We start from the raw sequence: 18,488 nt of genomic DNA, 5'->3' as shown, positions 1-18,488 counted from the left end.
GCCAGGTGCGGCACGAGTGGGCGCAGCGGCACCCCGCTCCGCCGGGCTCCGCGACACCCCGGCCCCGGCAACCACGCCGCGCATCTCAGTCGACCAGATCGCGCACGACACCGTCCGCGAGCAACCGCCCGCGCAGGGTGAGCACGGCCCGGCCCTCCTCGTAGGGCCGCTTCTGGAGCAGCCCGTCCGACAGCGCCCGCCGGGACGCCGCGAGCCCCTGCTGCCGCAGCAGCGACAACGGCACGCCGTCCCGCAGCCGGAGCTCCAGCAGGATCCGCTCGACCCGGCGGTCCTCCTCGCCGAGCAGCTCACGCCCGGCCCCGGGCGAGCGCCCGGCGGCGAGCGCCGCCGCGTACGCGCCCGGGTGCTTCACGTTCCACCAGCGCACCCCGCCCACGTGGCTGTGCGCGCCGGGCCCGGCCCCCCACCAGTCGGCCCCCCGCCAGTACAGCTCGTTGTGCAGGCACCGCCCTGCCCGCGAGGTCGCCCAGTTGGACACCTCGTACCAGTCGAAGCCCGCGCCCGACAGCACCTCGTCCGCGATCAGGTAGCGGTCGGCGTGCACGTCGTCGTCGGTCATCGGCACCTCGCCCCGGCGGATGCGGCGCGCCAGCTGCGTGCCCTCCTCGACGATCAGGGCGTATGCGCTGACGTGGTCCGGCCCGGCCCCCAGCGCCGCATCCAGCGACGCCCGCCAGTCGTCGTCGGACTCCCCCGGCGTGCCGTAGATCAGGTCGAGGTTGACGTGCTCGAACCCGGCCGCCCGGGCCTCGGCCACACAGGCCTCGGGACGCCCGGGCGTGTGCGTGCGGTCGAGCACCTTCAGCACGTGCCGCCGGGCGCTCTGCATCCCGAAGGAGATCCGGTTGAAGCCGCCCTCGCGCAGCGCCTCCAGGTACACCGGGCCGACCGACTCCGGGTTCGCCTCGGTGGTGACCTCGGCGTCCCCCGCGAGCCCGAACTCGTCGCGGACGGCCGCGAGCATCCGCACCAGGTCCCCGGCGTCCAGCAGGGTCGGCGTGCCCCCGCCGACGAACACCGTGCGCACGGGCCGCGGGTCGTCGCCGAGCACCTTGCGCGCCAGCCGGATCTCGTCCACCAGCGTCGAGGCGTAGTGGTCCCGCGAGGCGAGCACCCCGCCGCTCCCCCGCAGCTCGGTCGCCGTGTAGGTGTTGAAGTCGCAGTAGCCGCAGCGGGTCGCGCAGTACGGAACGTGCAGGTAGAAGCCGAGCGGACGGTCGGCGGCCCCGGCGAGCGCGGACGCGGGCAGCGCTCCGTCGTCGGGGACGGGCTCACCGTCGGGAAGTGCGGAAGGCATGCCCTCCATTGTCCAGCACCGGCGCGGTCACTCGGCCTGGAGGACCAGCAGCGCCAGATCGTCCGCCGGCGGACGCGCCGAGAACTCGTGCACCAGCCGCTTGATCCGCTCGGCTATCAGCTCGGCGCCGAGCCCGGCGCACCCGGCCAGGGCCGCCGCGAGGCCGTCGCCGTCGTCGAACTGGCGTGAGCCGGAGCGGCGCTCGGTGACGCCGTCGGTGACGCACAGCAGGGTGTCGCCGGACCGCAGCTCGAAGCTCTCGCTGGTGTACGCGGCGTCCTCGAAGACGCCCAGGAGGGTCTGCGGCTGCGCGGCGGTGTGGACCTCGCCGCCCGCTTCGAGCACCAGGGGCAGCGGGTGCCCGGCGGAGGCGACGGTGCAGCGGACACCGCCGTCGAAGGGGACCAGCTCGCCGTAGAGGAGGGACAGGAAGCGCGTCTGCGGGCCGTCGCCGGGCGGGGTCGGCCGGGCGCCCGCCGCGAGCAGCGCCCGGGCCGCCGCGTCCGCGGCTTCCGTGGCGTCGTCGAGCAGCAGCTGGTTGAGGCGGTCCAGGACGTCGGCGACCCGGTAGCCCTCGCGGGCCAGCAGCCGCAGCCAGGGCCGGGCCAGGCCGATGACGACGGCCGCTTCGGGGCCCTTGCCCTGGACGTCGCCGACGGCGAAGCACCAGCGGCCGTCACCGGCCGGGAACAGGTCGTAGAAGTCGCCGCTGGGCCCGCCCTTGTCGTACGGCTCGTAGACGAGGGCGCTGCGCATCCCGGGGATCTCGGCCACGGCTCCGGGCAGCAGGCCGCGCTGGAGCACCGCGCTGATGGTGGCCTGGCGGGCGTACTGTCGGGCGGCGCCGATGGCGAGGGCGACCCGGCGGCTGAGGTCCTCGACCAGGCCGGTGATCTCGTCGGGGAAGCGAGCGGTGCCGGACCGGCCGAGGACGAGGGTGCCCAGCGGGCGTCCCCCGGCCGTGAGCCGGTAGGCGAGGGCCGAGCCGGACTCCCCGGGCGCGTCACCGAGCGCCGCGCCGGGCCAGGGGTAGTCGACGGGCCCGGACCGCAGCGGGTCGGACGGGGGCGGCGGGTCCTTCTCCAGGGCCCGGCGCAGCTCCTCGATGCGGTTCTCGCTGCCGTGCCAGACCCGGGCCAGGCGGGCCCCGTCCGTGCCGGCCGCGCCGCTCCAGCCCCCGCCGCCGGACTCGTCCTGCAGCCAGACCGCGCACCAGTCGGCGAGGCGGGGCACGATCAGCTGCCCGGTGAGGGCGGCGACGAGGTCCTCGTCGAGCTGCCCGGCGAGCAGGTCGGAGGCCTCGGCGAGGAAGGAGAGCGCGCCGCGGCCGAGCCAGTGGCCGTCGGGGACGTCCCGGTCCTCGTGGCGGTCCCGCCAGTCCCGTACGTCGGTCCACTCCCGCCAGTGCCCGGGGCCGCGGGGATCCGGCGGGTCGGACCAGTCGCGCCGCCACCCGGGCGGGGCGTCGCCGGTGGAGTCGGCGCCCGGGCCGCGCGGCCCGGGCGCCAGGATCTGTGCGACCCGCAGGCCGTTCGCCAGCGCCTGCTCGCCGGCGTAGGCCTCGATCTGCCCGTCCGCCTCGCATTGGGCCGCCGGCAACCGCGCCCAGACGGTCTTCCGCCCGGTCCGGTACGTGATGCCCCAGGCTTCGCAGAGCGCGCCGACGAGCCGCAGGCCGCGTCCGTACTCGGGGGTGCCGGACGGCGGGTCCGGCGGTCCGCCGCGCGGGGCGCGGGAGGGGTGGTGGTCGGACACCTCGACGACGAGGGCGGCCCTCTCCTCGTCCTCGCCCTCCAGCCGGCACTCCATCTCGACGTCGGTGCCGGCGTGCACGACGGCGTTGGTGACGAGTTCGCTGACGACGAGCAGGGCGTCGGCGCCGAGGCGGTCGGTGAGGTGCCCGGCGGCGGGCAGACCGAGCGCGGTCCACTCGGCGAGCGCCGAGCGCAGCAGGGCGCGGGCGGCGCCCGGAGCGGCGGAACTGCCGGTCAGGGTCGCCTGCGCCCGCGCGCACTGCTGCGCGGGCGCCTCGGTGTCGGGTACGGGCGCCGCCGCGCGCACCGGCGCGGCGGGCGGAGCGATCCCCTCGGCGGCCGGTGCGAGGCCCCCGGCGGGGGGTGCGGGTTCCACGGGAACGGGCCCCTCCTGGACGGGCCCAGGCGTCTTCCTCGTGTGTGCAGGCACCCCTGAGGCACGGGCGGTGGTCTCCCGTTGCGTCGGAATGGCCCCCATGGACGGCTCCCCGGGCAGTTCGTACGAATACGCCACAGTCGATGCCGACAGAGTGACAGACCGGACGCGCCCATAAACGGGGAGTTACCGAAGTGGACCACCATGAGGGTGAAGGGTGCTACCGATGTGGTCGAAAACCGGTACGAAGGCGGTCGGATTCGTGCATCCGGTCTCCGTCTCCGGTCGGGCCGTGGAACCGCCCCGGGGCGGCGGTTCCTCAGGGGCGGCTGGGAGCCGCGCGGCACGCCGCGACGGGTCCGCACCCTTCGCACAGTCCCCGGCCACCCCCCGCGCCCGCGCCTACGCCTCGCGCGAGCCGGCGTACATCTCGTCGATCAGGTGCTTGTACTCCCGCTCCACCACCGGCCGCTTCAGCTTCAGACTCGGCGTGATCTCGCCGTGCTCGACATCGAGGTCGCGCGGCAGCAGCCGGAACTTCTTGATGGTCTGCCAGCGCTGCAGGCCCTGGTTGAGCCGCTTCACGTACCCGTCGACCATCTCGACGGTCTGCGGCGCCGCCACGATCTCCGCGTACGACGTGCCCTCCAGGCCGTTGTCCTTGGCCCAGTCCGTGATCGAGACCTCGTCGAGCGCGATGAGCGCGGTGCAGAAGTTCCGGTCGGCCCCGTGCACCAGGATGTTCGACACGTACGGGCAGACCGCCTTGAACTGGCCCTCGACCTCGGCCGGCGCGATGTACTTGCCGCCGGACGTCTTGATGAGGTCCTTCTTGCGGTCGGTGATCCGCAGGTAGCCGTCGGCCGAGAGCTCCCCGATGTCGCCGGTGTGGAACCATCCGTCCGACTCCAGCACCTCCGCGGTCTTCTCGGGCAGCTTGTGGTAGCCCTCCATGATCCCGGGGCCGCGCAGCAGGATCTCCCCGTCGTCGGCGATGCGCACCTCCGTGCCGGGCAGCGGCTTGCCGACCGTACCGGTGCGGTAGGCCTCGCCCGGGTTGACGAAGGACGCCGCCGAGGACTCGGTCAGGCCGTAGCCCTCCAGGATGTGGATGCCGGCGCCGGCGAAGAAGTAGCCGATCTCCGGCGCGAGGGCGGCCGAGCCCGAGACGCAGGCGCGCAGGTTGCCGCCGAAGGCCTCGCGGATCTTGGCGTACACCAGCGTGTCGGCGACCTTGTGCTTCGCGCCCAGCCCGAACGGCACGGACGCGGTGCCGGTCCGCCGGTAGTTGTCCTGGGAGACCTTGGCGTACTCGCGGGCGACCTCGGCGGCCCACTGGAAGATCTTGTACTTGGCGCCGCCGCCCGCCCGGGCCTTGGCGGCCACGCCGTTGTAGACCTTCTCGAAGATGCGGGGCACGGCCGCCATGTAGGTCGGCTGCACCACCGGCAGGTTCTCGATGATCTTGTCGACGCGGCCGTCCACGGCCGTGACGTGCCCGGCCTCGATCTGGCCGGAGGTCAGCACCTTGCCGAAGACGTGCGCGAGCGGCAGCCACAGGTACTGGACGTCGTCCCCGGCGACCAGCCCGGTCGCGGCGATCGCCTTCGCCATGTACGACCAGTTGTCGTGCGGCAGGCGCACACCCTTGGGGCGGCCGGTGGTGCCGGAGGTGTAGATGAGGGTGGCGAGCTGGTCCTTGGTGATCGCGCCGACCCGCTCCTTGATCAGCTCCGGGTCCTTCTCCAGCCGGGCCGCGCCGCGCTTCTCCAGCTCGTCGAGGGTGAGGATCCAGTCGGCGGTCTCGGCGCCGGCCGGGTCGACGACCACGACGTGGGTCAGCTCGGGCAGCTCGGCGCGCTTCTCCTTCGCCTTGGCCAGCTGCTCGGCGTTCTCCGCGATGAGCACCCGGCTCTCGGAGTCGGACAGGATGTACGCCGACTCGTCGGCGTTGGTCTGCGGATACACCGTGGTCGTGGCGGCTCCGGCGCACATGATGCCGAGGTCGGCCAGGATCCACTCGATCCGGGTGCTGGAGGCGAGCGCGACGCGCTGCTCGGGCTGCACGCCCAGCTCGATCAGGCCCGCCGCGATGGCGTAGACGCGGTCGGCCGCCTGCGCCCAGCTCAGCGACTTCCAATCGTCCGGCCCCTGCCCTGAGGGCGAGGGAACGGGATACCGGTATGCCTCGGCGTCCGGCGTGGCCGCCACGCGCTCCAGGAAGAGGCCCGCCACGGAGGGCGGACGGTTCTCGATCAAGGTCTGTGTGTCGCTCACGACGTCCTCCGGGCCCGCGACAGTGCGGCTGGCTCAGGTGCGGCTGGGTGGCACTCACGAGATACGAGGGCATGACGAGGTGCTGGTCACACCCGTTGTTTAACTCACGAGTAACTATGGAGCAGGGATCAGAGTAAAGGCCGACCGGCCGCGGCGTAAGGGGCTGCGGCCGGTCACTTCACGAAGACAGCTACCCCGCGTACACGGCGGGCCCGCCGCACTTTCGCACGACGGGCCCCAGTTCTACCCGGTTTGCGGCGTAACCCGCGGTAATCAGTCCTTACTTCTTGCCCTTGCCCGACCCCGCGCTGTCATCACTACTTCTTGCCCTTGCCCGACCCCGCGCTGTCATCACTCGACAGGACGGCGATGAACGCCTCCTGCGGAACTTCCACGGAACCCACCATCTTCATCCGCTTCTTGCCTTCCTTCTGCTTCTCCAGCAGTTTCCGCTTGCGGGAGATGTCACCGCCGTAGCACTTGGCGAGGACGTCCTTGCGGATGGCGCGGATGGTCTCGCGGGCGATGACCCGGGAGCCGATGGCGGCCTGGACCGGCACCTCGAAGGCCTGCCGCGGGATGAGTTCCTTGAGCTTGGCGACGAGCCGCACACCGTAGGCGTACGCCTGGTCCTTGTGGGTGATCGCCGAGAAGGCGTCCACCTTGTCGCCGTGCAGCAGGATGTCGACCTTGACCAGGCTGGAGGTCTGCTCGCCGGTGGGCTCGTAGTCGAGCGAGGCGTAGCCGCGGGTCTTGGACTTCAGCTGGTCGAAGAAGTCGAAGACGATCTCGGCGAGGGGCAGGGTGTAGCGGATCTCGACCCGGTCCTCGGAGAGGTAGTCCATGCCGAGCAGGACACCGCGGCGGGTCTGGCACAGCTCCATGATCGAGCCGATGAACTCGCTGGGCGCCAGGATGGTGGCGCGCACGACCGGCTCGTAGACCTCGGAGATCTTGCCCTCGGGGAACTCGCTCGGATTGGTGACCGTGTGCTCGCTGCCGTCCTCCATGAGGACGCGGTAGACCACGTTCGGCGCGGTCGCGATCAGGTCGAGCCCGAACTCGCGCTCCAGCCGCTCGCGGATCACGTCCAGGTGCAGCAGGCCCAGGAAGCCGACGCGGAAGCCGAAGCCGAGGGCGGCGGAGGTCTCCGGCTCGTAGACCAACGCGGCGTCGTTGAGCTGCAGCTTGTCGAGGGCCTCGCGCAGCTCCGGGTAGTCGGACCCGTCCAGCGGGTACAGGCCCGAGAAGACCATGGGCTTGGGGTCCTTGTAGCCGCCGAGCGCCTTCTCGGCGCCCTTGTGCTGACTGGTGACGGTGTCGCCGACCTTGGACTGGCGGACGTCCTTCACACCGGTGATGAGGTACCCCACCTCGCCGACGCCCAGTCCGTCGGCCGGCAGCATCTCCGGCGAGTTGGTGCCGATCTCCAGCAGTTCGTGCGTGGCGCCGGTGGACATCATCCGGATCCGCTCGCGCTTGTTGAGCTGGCCGTCGATGACACGGACGTACGTGACGACGCCGCGGTAGGAGTCGTAGACCGAGTCGAAGATCATCGCGCGGGCGGGGGCGTCCTTGACGCCGACGGGGGCCGGGACGTCGGCGACCACCCGGTCCAGCAGCGCCTCGACGCCGAGACCGGTCTTCGCGGACACCTTCAGCACGTCGTCGGGGTCGCAGCCGACCAGGTTCGCCAGCTCCTCGGCGAACTTCTCCGGCTGCGCGGCCGGCAGGTCGATCTTGTTCAGGACGGGGATGATCGTGAGGTCGTTCTCCATCGCCAGGTAGAGGTTGGCGAGGGTCTGGGCCTCGATGCCCTGCGCGGCGTCGACGAGGAGGACGGTCCCCTCGCAGGCGGCGAGCGACCGCGAGACCTCGTAGGTGAAGTCGACGTGCCCCGGGGTGTCGATCATGTTGAGGATGTGCGTGTTGTCCTTGGCGTGGGTGGGGGCCCACGGCAGACGCACCGCCTGCGACTTGATCGTGATGCCACGCTCGCGCTCGATGTCCATGCGGTCGAGGTACTGGGCGCGCATCTGCCGCTGCTCGACCACTCCGGTCAGCTGGAGCATCCGGTCGGCGAGCGTGGACTTGCCGTGGTCGATGTGCGCGATGATGCAGAAGTTGCGGATCAGAGCCGGGTCGGTACGGCTCGGCTCGGGCACGTGGCTGGGGATCGCGGGCACGCAGGGTCCTGATTCTTGAGGCGTCCGCAGTGTCTGCGGTCTCGGGTCGGATCGATACGTAGCCTCCATGGTCCCACGGGTGGGGACCGCGGACGGGTTTGGGCCGCGAATGCGCCCGCTGGTACCGTGGGTGGCTGTGCCTCGTGCCCTCTCGCAGGAGGCACTCCTCAAGAAATCACCCGGTCCGGGATCGTGCGGCATCCGTGCGGCCCGTACCAGAACCTGAGAAGGCTCATTCGTGGCGAACATCAAGTCCCAGATCAAGCGGATCAAGACCAACGAGAAGGCGCGGCTGCGCAACAAGGCCGTCAAGTCCTCCCTCAAGACCGCGATCCGCAAGGCCCGTGAGGCTGCTGCCGCGGGTGACGCCGAGAAGGCCACCGAGTACCAGCGCGCTGCCGCGCGCCAGCTCGACAAGGCCGTCTCGAAGGGCGTCATCCACAAGAACCAGGCCGCCAACAAGAAGTCGGCGCTGGCTCAGAAGGTCGCCGCGCTCAAGGGCTGACATCTGATGTGACGCCGGGGGAATTCGAGCGGGCCCTCTCTCATCCGCTCCCGTCCGGCACCCCTTCGGATCCGCGCGCGGCCTGCGTTCGCCACGCGGGCGCGGATCTGGCAGCTTGATCCGAAGGCCGGGTGTCCTCCTGTTCCCCATGGGAGGGCGCCCGGCCTTCGGGCTGCTCAGGCACCTGCTCGTTCAGGCGCCTGCTCTCTCAGGCGCCTGCTCGTTCAGGACCAGAACTCGTCGCTCTTCTCGATGTCCTCGACGCACTCGTCGAGGTCGGTGGCCTTGTCCCCGACGATCCGGAAGACGATGCATCCGGTGTCGTCCAGGTGCCGGCCCTTGCGCTCGGCGGTGATCCGGCACATGCCGACCGCGTGCCCACGGCCGTCGACGGCGATGCCGAGTATCTGCATGCGCATCGACCCCGCCGTCTCCTCGCCGATCCGGCGGTACATGTCGATGATCGCGTCCTGCCCCTTGAAGTCACCCGAGAGCGGGTGACTGCCGGGCACATGATGGGTGGCGTCCGACGCGATCAGTTCCCGCAGGGCGTCCAGATCCCCTCGGCTGAAGGCGTCGAACCCCTCGCGGACCAGTGCTGCGTGCGGGTGTTCAGCCATGCCCCTCGCCACCTTTCCGTCCCTTGGCGACGTACGGCTGACGCTTTCGATTGTCTCTCCGGGGGGCCGGGGCGGCACGAGGAGCGGCCGGGGCGGGGGCCGCGGGAGCCGCCCTCGCTCCCGCCCCGCCCAGGGTGGGGCACGGAGCCCTTCTCAGCCCCGTCCCCGGGAGCGGGCCGCTCGCGCGATCGTGACGACGGCCTTCTCCAGCGCGTACCCGGGGTCGTCGCCGCCGCCCTTCACGCCCGCGTCCGCCTCGGCGACCGCCCGCAGGGCGAGCGAGACGCCGTCCGGGGTCCAGCCCCGCATCTGCTGACGCACCCGGTCGATCTTCCAGGGCGGCATCCCCAGCTCCCGCGCCAGATCGGCGGGCCGGCCGCCCCGCGCGGACGACAGCTTGCCGATCGCCCTGACCCCCTGGGCGAGCGCGCTCGTGATGAGCACCGGCGCGACCCCCGTCGCCAGCGACCAGCGCAGGGCCTCCAGGGCCTCGGCGGTCCGCCCCTCGACCGCGCGGTCGGCGACCGTGAAACTCGACGCCTCGGCCCGCCCGGTGTAGTACCGCCCGACGACGGCCTCGTCGATCGTCCCCTCGACGTCCGCGCACAGCTGGGAGACGGCCGACGCCAGCTCCCGCAGGTCGCTGCCGAGCGCGTCGACGAGCGCCTGGCAGGCCTCCGGGGCGGCGGAGCGGCCCGCCGTCCTGAACTCTCCCCGCACGAACGCCAGCCGGTCCGCCGGCTTCGTCATCTTCGGGCAGGCCACCTCGCGCGCGCCCGCCTTGCGCGCCGCGTCGAGCAGGCCCTTGCCCTTGGCCCCGCCCGCGTGCAGCAGCACCAGCGTGATCTCCTCGGCGGGCGCCCCGAGGTAGGCCTTCACGTCCTTGACCGTGTCGGCCGACAGGTCCTGCGCGTTGCGCACGACCACGACCTTGCGCTCCGCGAAGAGCGACGGGCTGGTCAGCTCGGCGAGCGTGCCGGGCTGCACCTGGTCGGGGGTCAGGTCGCGTACGTCCGTGTCGGCGTCGGAGGCCTTCGCGGCGGCCACCACCTCCTGTACGGCACGATCGAGCAGCAGGTCCTCCTGGCCCACGGCGAGTGTCACCGGGGCGAGAGGGTCGTCATTCGCAGTCTTCCTGGCCATCGCGCCCAGCATCCCACGCGCCACTGACAACGGGCCCGGGAGGACCGGCACCGCCCGGAGGGGCGCAGAGTGAAGGACCTACCTGAGCCTGGCCTGACCGGAGGGCCGCAGAGGGAAGACCCACCTGAGCCTGGCCTGACCGGAGGGCCGCAGGGGGAAGACCCACCTGAGCCTGGCCTGACCGGAGGGCCGCGGAGGGAAGACCCACCAGAGCCTGGCCTGACCGGAGGGCGGAGAGAGGGAACCGAGCCTGCCTGGCCGGAGGGACCTCCCGAAAGGGGTGCCGGACCCGGCCCGCAGGGCCCTGCGGATGCCTACGGCTCCTCCCGCCAGCCCTCCCACTCACCGGCGAACCGGTCCAGCTCCCCCGGGTCCAGCCGCCCCTCCTCGTCCCTCAGGACGACCAGCCACTGCGCGTCCTCCGCGTCGTCCTCACCGGCCAGCGCGTCCCGCACCAGCCGCGGTTCCTCGACGACACCGAACCGCTCCGCAAGCGCCTCGGCCACCTCTTCCGCGGCATCCCGGTCGGGCAGCACCAGCACATGTCGCACATCACTCACGCCGCACATTGTCCGGCACGAGCAATGGCGCTCCGCCCCGGCCCCCGTTCAAGAACACTCGTTCTTGACTGTTCGTTCTCCAATCCCGTACGGTCGTGGACATGGGAAGACCACGCGCCTTCGACACGGATCAGGCCGTGACCACCGCGGCCGCCCTCTTCGCCTCTCGCGGTTTCGAGGGCACCTCGGTGGACGACCTGGTCACGGCCACCGGCGTTCACCGGGGCAGTCTCTACAAGGTCTTCGGCTCGAAGCGGAGCCTCCATCTGACAGCCCTGCGCCATCACCTCGACCACGAGATCCGCCCGGCCGCCTCCGCCGTCGCCGCCCTCACCGACCCCGCACAGGCCCTGACGGCGGCCATCGCCTCCTACGACGGCGGTCCTGCCGCCGGCCTGCTCCTCATGGCCGCGGTGGAACAGGCCCCCCACGACCCGGAGGTCGCCGCGCTGGTCGAGGAAGGCATCACCGCGCTCGAGGACGCCCTGCGGCCCACGCACGGCGAGGCCGCCCCCCACCTCACCTCCACCGTCCTGGGCGCCCGCCTGCGCCTGCGCGTCCGCTCCGACACCCCTCGGGAGTACTGACATGGCCCTGATCTCCATCGACCGTGAACACGGCCTGCTCACCGCCGAGTTCCAAGGCCTCGACAAGCTCTGGACCTTCAAGAGCCGGCTGGAGGTGCCGCTCGCCCATGTGCGCGGCGCCACCCACGACCCCGGCATCGCCCGCGAGTCGAAGGGCATCCGCGTCGGCGGCACCCACTTCCCCGGTGTGATCACCGCCGGCCGCTTCCGCCGCGACGGCGAACGCCTCTTCTGGCAGGTGAAGAACCCCGACAAGGCCGTCGTCATCGAACTCGCCGACGCCGAGAGCTTCGACCGCCTCGTCATCGAGGTGGACGACCCCCGCGCCACGGTGGCCCTGATCGAGCAGTCCATCGCCCGCGGCTGAACCGCGACGTCAGGCACCGGTGCCGGCGGGCTGCCCGGGCCTGACCCCCGGCACCCGGCGAGGCCCGAGCGCAGGTGCCGGCGGGAGACGCCGGACTCCCCGCTGCTACACGGACTGCGTACCACCCGCACACGGTCGAGCTCGATCCCGAACCACTCCCGGTACACCATTCCCGGTACGCGTAGAGCACCTCCTCGTCCGTCGCCGGCTCCCGCTCCTCGCGTGTCCCGGCGGCCGCCCTGAGCGTGACCTTCCGCCTGCTGAGCGTGATCGGGACCCCGTCCTCCGTGACCCGCGAGCAGACCAGCGACCGCGTGAAGTGCGACCCCGGTGAGGTGCTGTGCCATCACGCCCCGGCCGTGAAGTCACGCAGCGCCCGCGGCCGCACCTCCAGGCGGTACCGCGCCCCGCCGTCCCGGATCACGTCCAGGTCCGCCGCCTCCACCGTGCCGTGCCCGCCGCGCACCCCGGCCGCGTCCGGACCCGCCTCGACGATCCGGAACGTCCCGCCCGGATCCTTCTGTTCCCCGCTCCCCGAGCGCCAGCGGAAGGTGGCTGTGCGCCCCGAACCCGACGTCCGCAAGCCAGTCGCTCCCGTCCACCGTCCGTACCCGCAGCGCCAGATGGTCGTACGAAATGCCCAGCCGCTCCCGTCCCCGTACACCCGTCCGGCGAGCAGTGCCACGTCGTAGCCCAGCGCGGAGCGGAACGCCCCCAAGGCGCCGTTGAGTTCGTAGCAGAACCCGCCCCGCCCCCACCACCTTGTCGAGAGCCGCCTCTCCTCCAGCACGATCTCCTCGCCGAGATGGACGGAGAGGTTCTCGAACGGCACGGTCCGCAGATGGGGCAGATGCAGCTCGCGCAGCGCGTCGACGGTGGGCCACGCCGGGTGCTCGGCTCCCACCGGCGGGGACAGGCATCAACCTGTGCTGAGTTCATGCGCTCAGTCTCGCGCCACGGTCAACTCCCCGTCCCCTCCCGTGACCGCCAGCGTGCCGTCCCGGTCCGTCCGCAGCACCGCAGCGCCCCCGGCACGCAGCGCCGCGAGTGTGCCGGGCGCCGGGTGCCCGTACGGGTTGTCCTCTCCGCAGCTGATGAGGGCCAGCCTCGGCGCGGCCCGGCGCAGCAGGCCCGGGTCCTGGTAGGCCGAGCCGTGGTGGGCGACCTTGAGCACGTCCACGCCCTCCAGCTCCCGCGCCGCCGGCGATCGCGCCAGAGCCCGCTGGGACGGAGGTTCGAGGTCTCCGAGGAGCAGCAGCCGCAGCCCCGCCGAGCGGACCAGCATGGCGACACTGGCGTCGTTCGGCCCCTCCGGCACCGGCTGGGCCGGCAGCACCCCGGTAGGCGCGTCCGGCGGCGGGCCCGGCGGTGGCCACACCACGTGCCAGGACAGCTCCCCCGTGCGCCGCTGCTCCCCTGCCGTCGCCCGCGTCACGGGGACCCCCCGGGCCGCCGCCACCCTCCGCACGAACGCGGCCTGGTCCGCGGGCTCCTCCAGACCGGTCGTCTCGATCGCCCCCACCGCCCGCCCCCGCAACACTCCCGGCAGGCCCGCCACGTGATCGGCGTGGAAGTGGGTGAGCACGACCAGCGGGATCCTGGTGATGCCGAGCGTGCGCAGACAGCGGTCGACCAGTCGGGGATCCGGTCCCGCGTCGACCACCACACCGGTACCCTCACCCGCCCCGAGCACCATGGCGTCGCCCTGCCCCACGTCGCACACCACCAGCCGCCAGCCGGGCGGCGGCCACCCCGTGATCACCCGGGTCAGCGGCGGCGGCTGCACCACCGCCAGCAACAGCGCCACCCCGCAGACCCCGCACCACCAGGGGTGCCGGAGCAGTCGCCGCCCGGCCGCCACGACGCCCAGGGTGACGGCGGCGAGCAGCGCCGCGCCCGTCCAGCTGCCCGGCCAGTCCACTCCCCCACCGGGCAGCGCCGCCCCGGTCCGAGCGATCCCCGCGATCCACTCGGCGGGCCACTGCGCGCACCACGCCAGGGCCCTGGCCACCGGCATCGCCAGCGGTGCCGTGGCCAGAGCCGCGAAGCCCATCACGGTGGCCGGCGCGATCGCGAACTCCGCCAGCAGGTTGCACGGCACCGCCACCAGACTCACCCGCGCCGACAGCACGGCGACGACGGGCGCGCACAGCGCCTGCGCGGCGGCAGCAGCACCCACCGCCTCCGCGAGCCTCGGCGCCATCCCGCGCCGCCGCAGCCCGGCACTCCAGCGCGGCGCGAGCGTCAGCAGCGCCCCGGTGGCCGCCACCGACAGCAGGAAGCCGTAACTCCGCGCCAGCCACGGGTCGTACAGGACCAGCAACAGGACCGCCGTCGCGAGCGCCGGGATCATCGATCTGCGGCGGCCGGTCGCCAGGGCGAGCAGTGCCACGGCGCCGCAGGCCGCTGCCCGCACCACGCTCGGATCGGGTCTGCACACCACGACGAACCCCAGCGACAGCGCCCCGCCGAGCACCGCCGTCGCCCGCAGGGAGAGGCCGAGGCGAGGCGCGAGTCCCCGCCGCTCGACACGCTGCGCCAGTCCCGGCGGGCCGAGCAACAGGGCCAGCAGAATTGTGAAGTTGGCTCCCGACACGGCCAGTGTGTGCGTCAGGTCGGTCTCCTTGAAGGCCTCCTCCAGCTCCGGGGTGATCCGTGAGGTGTCCCCGACGACCAGCCCCGGCAGCAGCGCCCGGGCGTCGGGGGGCAACGGGCCGGTCGCCTCCCGCAGCCCGGCCCGCAGCCGCCCGGCGAGACGCTGGGCCGCCGAGGGCTCCCCCACCACCTCCGGCGCGGTACCACCCCGCACCCGCAGCACGGCCGCGACCCGGTCACCGCGCGTCATCGCGGGGGCCAGCCGCGCCGCACCCACCCGCACGCTCGTCGACGGCAGCAGCCCGAGCCATTGCGACCGCACGGGCCGGACCGGCCGACCGGCCGACCGGTCCGCGGTGGGCGGCCGGTCCGCAGGGGGCGGCCGGACGTCCACGATCACCAGCACCGGCGTCCGGGTCACCACCACCGCGCCACCCGGCCGATGGACGCGGCGCACCTCGGCGTCGATCAGCACGGCGGCCGTCGCCATGCGATCGCCCCGCACCCGGGGGCGGGTGAGCCTCGGGTCCGAGGTCAGCTCGACCTCGGCCGTCACCGTGGCGTACTCCCGCGCCAGTCCCGGCACGGGCCCCCGCCGCAGATCCGCCCCGTGCAGCCCGGCCGAGGCGGCGGCCGCCGCGGCACACAGCAGCACGGCGGCGGCCGAGGCCCGCGGCCAGGCCGCCGAAACGCGCCGCCGGGCCGGCAACAGCAGCCCGACGGCGACCAGGCAGCCGGCCACGACGGCCACGATTCCTCCCGGCGGCGCGTCCAGCACCAGCGCCGCCGTCCCCCAGGCCGTGAGAGCGGGCGGCACCAGCCGCAGGTCCGTGGGGCCCTCCTGCCGCGGGCGGGCGCTGCCGAGTCGTTTCCCGGAGGAAGCGTGCACGGACGCCCGGGCGGGGCCGGGCCCGGGTGCTGCCTCGTCCCTCCGCACGGGTGTGTCCTGGGCGCCCCTCATGGCCGTACGAGAGGCCGCAGGTCGGCGAAGCGGCGGTCGCCGATGCCGTTCACCTCGCGCAGCTCGTCCACCGAGCGGAAGCCGCCGTGCTGCGTGCGGTAGGCGATGATGTGCTGCGCCAGCACGGGGCCGACGCCCGGCAGGGTGTCGAGCTGGTCGGGTGTGGCCGTGTTGAGGGAGACCGGAGCCGCCGGCACCGCACCGGCCGCCCCACCGGCCGGGCCACCCGCGACCGAGCCGGTCGCGCCGGTCGCCGCGGCGGGTGCGGGGCCGCCGCCCACGATCACCTGCTCTCCGTCCACCAGGAAGCGGGCCCGGTTGAGAGCGCCCGTGTCCGTGCGGGGCTTCACCCCGCCCGCCGCCCTCAGCGCGTCCGCGACCCGTGAGCCCGCAGGCAGCCGGTGGATGCCGGGATCGCGCACCTTGCCGCTGACGTCGACGACGATCTCGCCCGCCCCCGTGGCCGCCGCTCCGCCGGACGCCCCCGCGGCGCCCTCGGCCGACCCCGCAGCGGATGCCCTCGCCGGCAGCCCGGCGGCGCCCGGCTCCCGTTGCCGTCCGGCCCCGCCGCCCTCCTCCCGCTGCTCGTGGGGAACCGCCGCCCGCACCACCTCGGGCGGTCGCACGGACTGCGTCCGCCCCGCCCAGAAGTGCTGCACGGCGAACACCGCCGCGGCGATCAGCACCACCGACAGGGCGAGCACACTGCGCCGCTCCAGACCGCACCTCGCCTGGAGCCACACCGGCATCCGCTCCCGCAGAGCGAGCCCGGCGCGCTCCCGCCAGGCCCCCTCGCCGGACGGGCCCCCACCGGCCTCCACGCCGGAGTGGACAGCACGACCCCCGCCGTCCGCCCCACCGGCCCCGACGGCGTCGGACTCCATGCCAGCCGCCTGCCGACCAGCTCCGGGACGAGGCTCCGCGTCCGCGGCGGAACGACGCGGCGGCCCGTGCCCCCACCCCCGCCGCTCCCCGGCCGGTTCCAGTGGCCCCGGCCGCCCGCCGAACAACGCCCCGGCCCGCCGCCGGATGTCCTCCGCCGGCGCCTGGCGGTGCCGCCCCCCGCCCCGTGCGGCAGCCGGGCGGCGGCGATGGCGGACCCGCCCGTCGGACGCCGGACTCCGCCCCGGCCCACTGGTCGCGGTCGCTGCGCGTGAACGTGATCGAAGTGCCATGCGACGAGAATCGGCCACCGCACCCGACCCGCGATGATCATGGTGAATTCCCGGGGACAACGGCCCGGTTGTGGACAACTCCCTCACTCACACGAGTGAACGAAACCTCGTGGCACCGTTCACCGCGGCGAAACCACGACCCCCAGCAGCCCGGGCCCCGTGTGCGCCCCGATCACCGCCCCGACCTCACTGACGTGCAGATCGGCCAGCCCGGGCACCCGGATCCGCAGCCGGTCGGCGAGAGCGGACGCCCGGTCGGGGGCGGCGAGATGGTGGACGGCGACGTCGACCTCGGCCTCGCCCGCCCGCTCGGCCGCGATCTCCTCCAGCCGGGCGATCGCCTTGGACGCGGTCCGCACCTTCTCCAGCGGTTCGATCCGGCCGTCGGCCAGCTGCAGCAGCGGCTTCACCGCCAGCGCCGAGCCCAGCAGGGCCTGCGCAGCGCCGATCCGGCCACCGCGGCGCAGGTAGTCGAGGGTGTCGACGTAGAAGTACGCGGACGTGCCCGCGGCCCGCCTCTCCGCCGCCGAGACGGCCTCGTCCACCGTGCCGCCCGATACGGCGGCCTCCGCCGCGGAGAGCGCGCAGAACCCGAGAGCCATGGCGATCATGCCGGTGTCCACCACCCGTACCGGCACGGACGCCTGCCGCGCGGCGACGACGGCCGCGTCGTACGTGCCCGAGAGCTCGGCGGACAGATGGAGGGAGACGATGCCGGTGGCACCGGATGCGGCCACCTTGCGGTAGGTCTCCTCGAAGACCGCGGGGCCGGGTCGTGAGGTCGTCACCGGGCGCCGCTTCTGCAAAGCCTGGGCGAGGGCGCGCGTGGAGATCTCGGTGCCCTCGTCCAGCGCGCGGTCGCCGAGGACCACGGTCAGCGGGACCGCTGTGATGCCATGGCGTTCCATCGTCCGGGCCGGCAGGTAGGCCGTTGAATCGGTGACGATCGCGACATGGCGGGACATGAGCTGGAGGTTACCTGCCGCGGAACCCTCGGGGCAGCCCGGCCCCGGCGGCCTGTGGCGCGTGTGGCCGGATCAAGTGGTGCTCTCGGGCCGGTGCTTCTTCTGCCAGGGGTAGGTGGGGCGCGCGGCCGGCGGGGTGATGGCGGGCCGGGACGGCTCCTGCTCCGAGCCCGGCTGCGGGGTCTCGGACCAGGTCTGACCGGCGCTCGCGGCGTCGGCGGCGGGCGCCTCGGGCCAGGACTGCCCGGCATCCGGGCGGGACTTCGACGCGGAGGCGGCATCGGCCTTCGGCGCGGAGGCGGCATCGGCCTTCGGCGCGGAGGCGGCCTCGGACGGCGGTGTCGCCGTCCAGTGCCGCAGCGCGCCGGCCTCCACGGCGATCTGGGCGCTCAGCGTGTCCAGGTCGTCCTCCGCGAAGCGGCGGGCGCGGTCACGGGCGGCCCAGCGCAGGGCGTCGGCGGACTGCGTGATGCGCTCGGTGCGCTCGCGCAGGCCGGGCAGCCGCTCGGTGAGCGCGGCGCGGTCCGGCTCGGACTCCAGGCGCTTCAGCTCGGCGTCCAGTTCGTGTCCGTGCGCGCTGAGCCGCTCGAAGAGGCCGAGGGACTCCTTCAGGGACGCGTCCTCGGCCACGGACGCGTTCAGCGCGTCCTGCGTGGAGCGCATCGAGGTGCGGAGGTTGAGCCGGAGCTGGGCCAGCTCGCCCGCGGCGCCGGGCTGGGCGAAGGACTTGGCGCGCAGGGTGTGGTCCTCGACCGTGCGGCGGGCCTGGTCGATGCCGCGGTCCACGCCGCGCTTGGCGGCGCCCACCACCTTCACCGTGGCGTAGGCGCCGAGCACGACGACGAGCACCACGAGCAGGGCGATCACTGCGACAACTGCTTCCACCGGCTCCTCCTCAGGGCTCCTCGCCACACCTCGCGTCGCTCTCCACGGTAAACGCAACAGGCAGGCCCGGAGTTCCGGAAGAACCCCGAACCTGCCCGTAGAGGACCACTGGAGGACCACTAGACGAGTGAGTCCTATGTGATCAGTGGTCGTACGCAATCAGGGATCGGGTGACCGGGGCTTCGGTCTTGCGGTTGTGCCAGATCGCCGTGGC

At 73.3% G+C, this 18,488-nt stretch carries 14 protein-coding genes and 1 pseudogene; 3 read left to right on the top strand and 12 right to left on the bottom strand.

Features of this window, described 5'->3' with window-relative positions:
• Positions 1-85: 85 nt before the first annotated feature.
• The 4 genes from hemW to lepA all read right to left on the bottom strand — a co-directional run bounded on the left by hemW (position 86) and on the right by lepA (position 7,911).
• The gene (gene hemW, locus ACFW6P_RS00075; RefSeq protein WP_386349984.1) at positions 86-1,318 is read right to left on the bottom strand and encodes a radical SAM family heme chaperone HemW; all 1,233 of its coding nucleotides are present in this window, start codon (positions 1,316-1,318) and stop codon (positions 86-88) included.
• 27 nt (positions 1,319-1,345) lie between these two features.
• Positions 1,346-3,550 carry a SpoIIE family protein phosphatase gene (locus tag ACFW6P_RS00070; RefSeq protein ID WP_386422412.1) on the bottom strand — a complete coding sequence of 735 codons (2,205 nt, stop codon included), beginning with the start codon at positions 3,548-3,550 and terminating at the stop codon, positions 1,346-1,348.
• 300 nt (positions 3,551-3,850) lie between these two features.
• A complete protein-coding gene (locus ACFW6P_RS00065) occupies positions 3,851-5,725 on the bottom strand; it encodes an AMP-dependent synthetase/ligase (protein WP_386422409.1) in 1,875 nt (624 codons plus the stop codon).
• 317 nt (positions 5,726-6,042) lie between these two features.
• Positions 6,043-7,911 carry a translation elongation factor 4 gene (gene lepA, locus ACFW6P_RS00060; protein WP_386349975.1) on the bottom strand — a complete coding sequence of 623 codons (1,869 nt, stop codon included), beginning with the start codon at positions 7,909-7,911 and terminating at the stop codon, positions 6,043-6,045.
• Positions 7,912-8,149: 238 nt separating this feature from the next.
• Between lepA and rpsT the strand changes: the two genes are divergently transcribed.
• Entirely contained in the window at positions 8,150-8,416 is a 267-nt protein-coding gene (rpsT, locus tag ACFW6P_RS00055) for a 30S ribosomal protein S20 (protein ID WP_086849999.1), read from the top strand.
• A 224-nt stretch (positions 8,417-8,640) separates the two neighbouring features.
• Here rpsT and ACFW6P_RS00050 read toward each other — a convergent pair whose 3' ends face one another.
• The 3 genes from ACFW6P_RS00050 to ACFW6P_RS00040 all read right to left on the bottom strand — a co-directional run bounded on the left by ACFW6P_RS00050 (position 8,641) and on the right by ACFW6P_RS00040 (position 10,739).
• Positions 8,641-9,036 (bottom strand): nuclear transport factor 2 family protein, encoded by a 396-nt coding sequence (locus ACFW6P_RS00050; protein WP_386349973.1) that lies wholly within the window; start codon positions 9,034-9,036, stop codon positions 8,641-8,643.
• Between the two features lie 153 nt (positions 9,037-9,189).
• Entirely contained in the window at positions 9,190-10,179 is a 990-nt protein-coding gene (gene holA / locus ACFW6P_RS00045; RefSeq protein ID WP_386349970.1) for a DNA polymerase III subunit delta, read from the bottom strand.
• A gap of 314 nt (positions 10,180-10,493) precedes the next feature.
• Entirely contained in the window at positions 10,494-10,739 is a 246-nt protein-coding gene (locus tag ACFW6P_RS00040; protein WP_386349967.1) for a hypothetical protein, read from the bottom strand.
• Between the two features lie 101 nt (positions 10,740-10,840).
• On the opposite strand from ACFW6P_RS00040, the gene ACFW6P_RS00035 reads away from it, so the two are divergent.
• Both ACFW6P_RS00035 and ACFW6P_RS00030 read left to right on the top strand, forming a co-directional pair.
• Positions 10,841-11,326 carry a TetR/AcrR family transcriptional regulator gene (locus ACFW6P_RS00035; RefSeq protein ID WP_386349964.1) on the top strand — a complete coding sequence of 162 codons (486 nt, stop codon included), beginning with the start codon at positions 10,841-10,843 and terminating at the stop codon, positions 11,324-11,326.
• Between the two features lies 1 nt (position 11,327).
• Positions 11,328-11,693 carry a hypothetical protein gene (locus ACFW6P_RS00030; RefSeq protein WP_386349962.1) on the top strand — a complete coding sequence of 122 codons (366 nt, stop codon included), beginning with the start codon at positions 11,328-11,330 and terminating at the stop codon, positions 11,691-11,693.
• Positions 11,694-11,809: 116 nt separating this feature from the next.
• On the opposite strand, the pseudogene ACFW6P_RS00025 reads toward ACFW6P_RS00030, so the two are convergent.
• The 5 genes and pseudogenes from ACFW6P_RS00025 to ACFW6P_RS00005 form a co-directional block, all read right to left on the bottom strand.
• Positions 11,810-12,632: pseudogene (locus ACFW6P_RS00025) on the bottom strand (arylamine N-acetyltransferase); the annotation flags it as partial.
• Between the two features lie 4 nt (positions 12,633-12,636).
• Positions 12,637-15,249: a ComEC/Rec2 family competence protein gene (locus ACFW6P_RS00020; protein WP_386422406.1), complete on the bottom strand. Its 2,613-nt coding sequence runs from the start codon at positions 15,247-15,249 to the stop codon at positions 12,637-12,639.
• Positions 15,246-16,424, bottom strand: a complete 1,179-nt coding sequence (locus ACFW6P_RS00015; RefSeq protein WP_386422404.1) for a helix-hairpin-helix domain-containing protein — start codon at positions 16,422-16,424, stop codon at positions 15,246-15,248. The genes ACFW6P_RS00020 and ACFW6P_RS00015 overlap by 4 nt, the downstream gene beginning before the upstream one ends.
• Positions 16,425-16,543: 119 nt before the next feature.
• Complete coding sequence (locus tag ACFW6P_RS00010; RefSeq protein ID WP_386422402.1) at positions 16,544-17,389, bottom strand: DegV family protein; 846 nt, start codon at positions 17,387-17,389, stop codon at positions 16,544-16,546.
• Between the two features lie 72 nt (positions 17,390-17,461).
• Positions 17,462-18,274 (bottom strand): hypothetical protein, encoded by an 813-nt coding sequence (locus ACFW6P_RS00005; RefSeq protein WP_386422400.1) that lies wholly within the window; start codon positions 18,272-18,274, stop codon positions 17,462-17,464.
• Positions 18,275-18,488: the final 214 nt, after the last annotated feature.

Source organism: Streptomyces sp. NPDC058741 (assembly GCF_042746715.1).
GTDB lineage: Bacteria > Actinomycetota > Actinomycetes > Streptomycetales > Streptomycetaceae > Streptomyces.
This window is presented reverse-complemented; position numbering and strand designations above follow the sequence as displayed.

Excerpts from the sequence above, each read along its gene's own strand:
- ACFW6P_RS00050 (WP_386349973.1), bottom strand. The coding sequence starts at position 9,036 with ATGGCTGAACACCCGCACGCAGCACTGGTCCGCGAGGGGTTCGACGCC.
- ACFW6P_RS00020 (WP_386422406.1), bottom strand. The coding sequence starts at position 15,249 with ATGAGGGGCGCCCAGGACACACCCGTGCGGAGGGACGAGGCAGCACCC.
- ACFW6P_RS00035 (WP_386349964.1), top strand. The coding sequence starts at position 10,841 with ATGGGAAGACCACGCGCCTTCGACACGGATCAGGCCGTGACCACCGCG.
- holA (WP_386349970.1), bottom strand. The coding sequence starts at position 10,179 with ATGGCCAGGAAGACTGCGAATGACGACCCTCTCGCCCCGGTGACACTC.
- hemW (WP_386349984.1), bottom strand. The coding sequence starts at position 1,318 with ATGCCTTCCGCACTTCCCGACGGTGAGCCCGTCCCCGACGACGGAGCG.
- ACFW6P_RS00070 (WP_386422412.1), bottom strand. The coding sequence starts at position 3,550 with ATGGGGGCCATTCCGACGCAACGGGAGACCACCGCCCGTGCCTCAGGG.
- ACFW6P_RS00010 (WP_386422402.1), bottom strand. The coding sequence starts at position 17,389 with ATGTCCCGCCATGTCGCGATCGTCACCGATTCAACGGCCTACCTGCCG.
- ACFW6P_RS00030 (WP_386349962.1), top strand. The coding sequence starts at position 11,328 with ATGGCCCTGATCTCCATCGACCGTGAACACGGCCTGCTCACCGCCGAG.
- ACFW6P_RS00015 (WP_386422404.1), bottom strand. The coding sequence starts at position 16,424 with ATGGCACTTCGATCACGTTCACGCGCAGCGACCGCGACCAGTGGGCCG.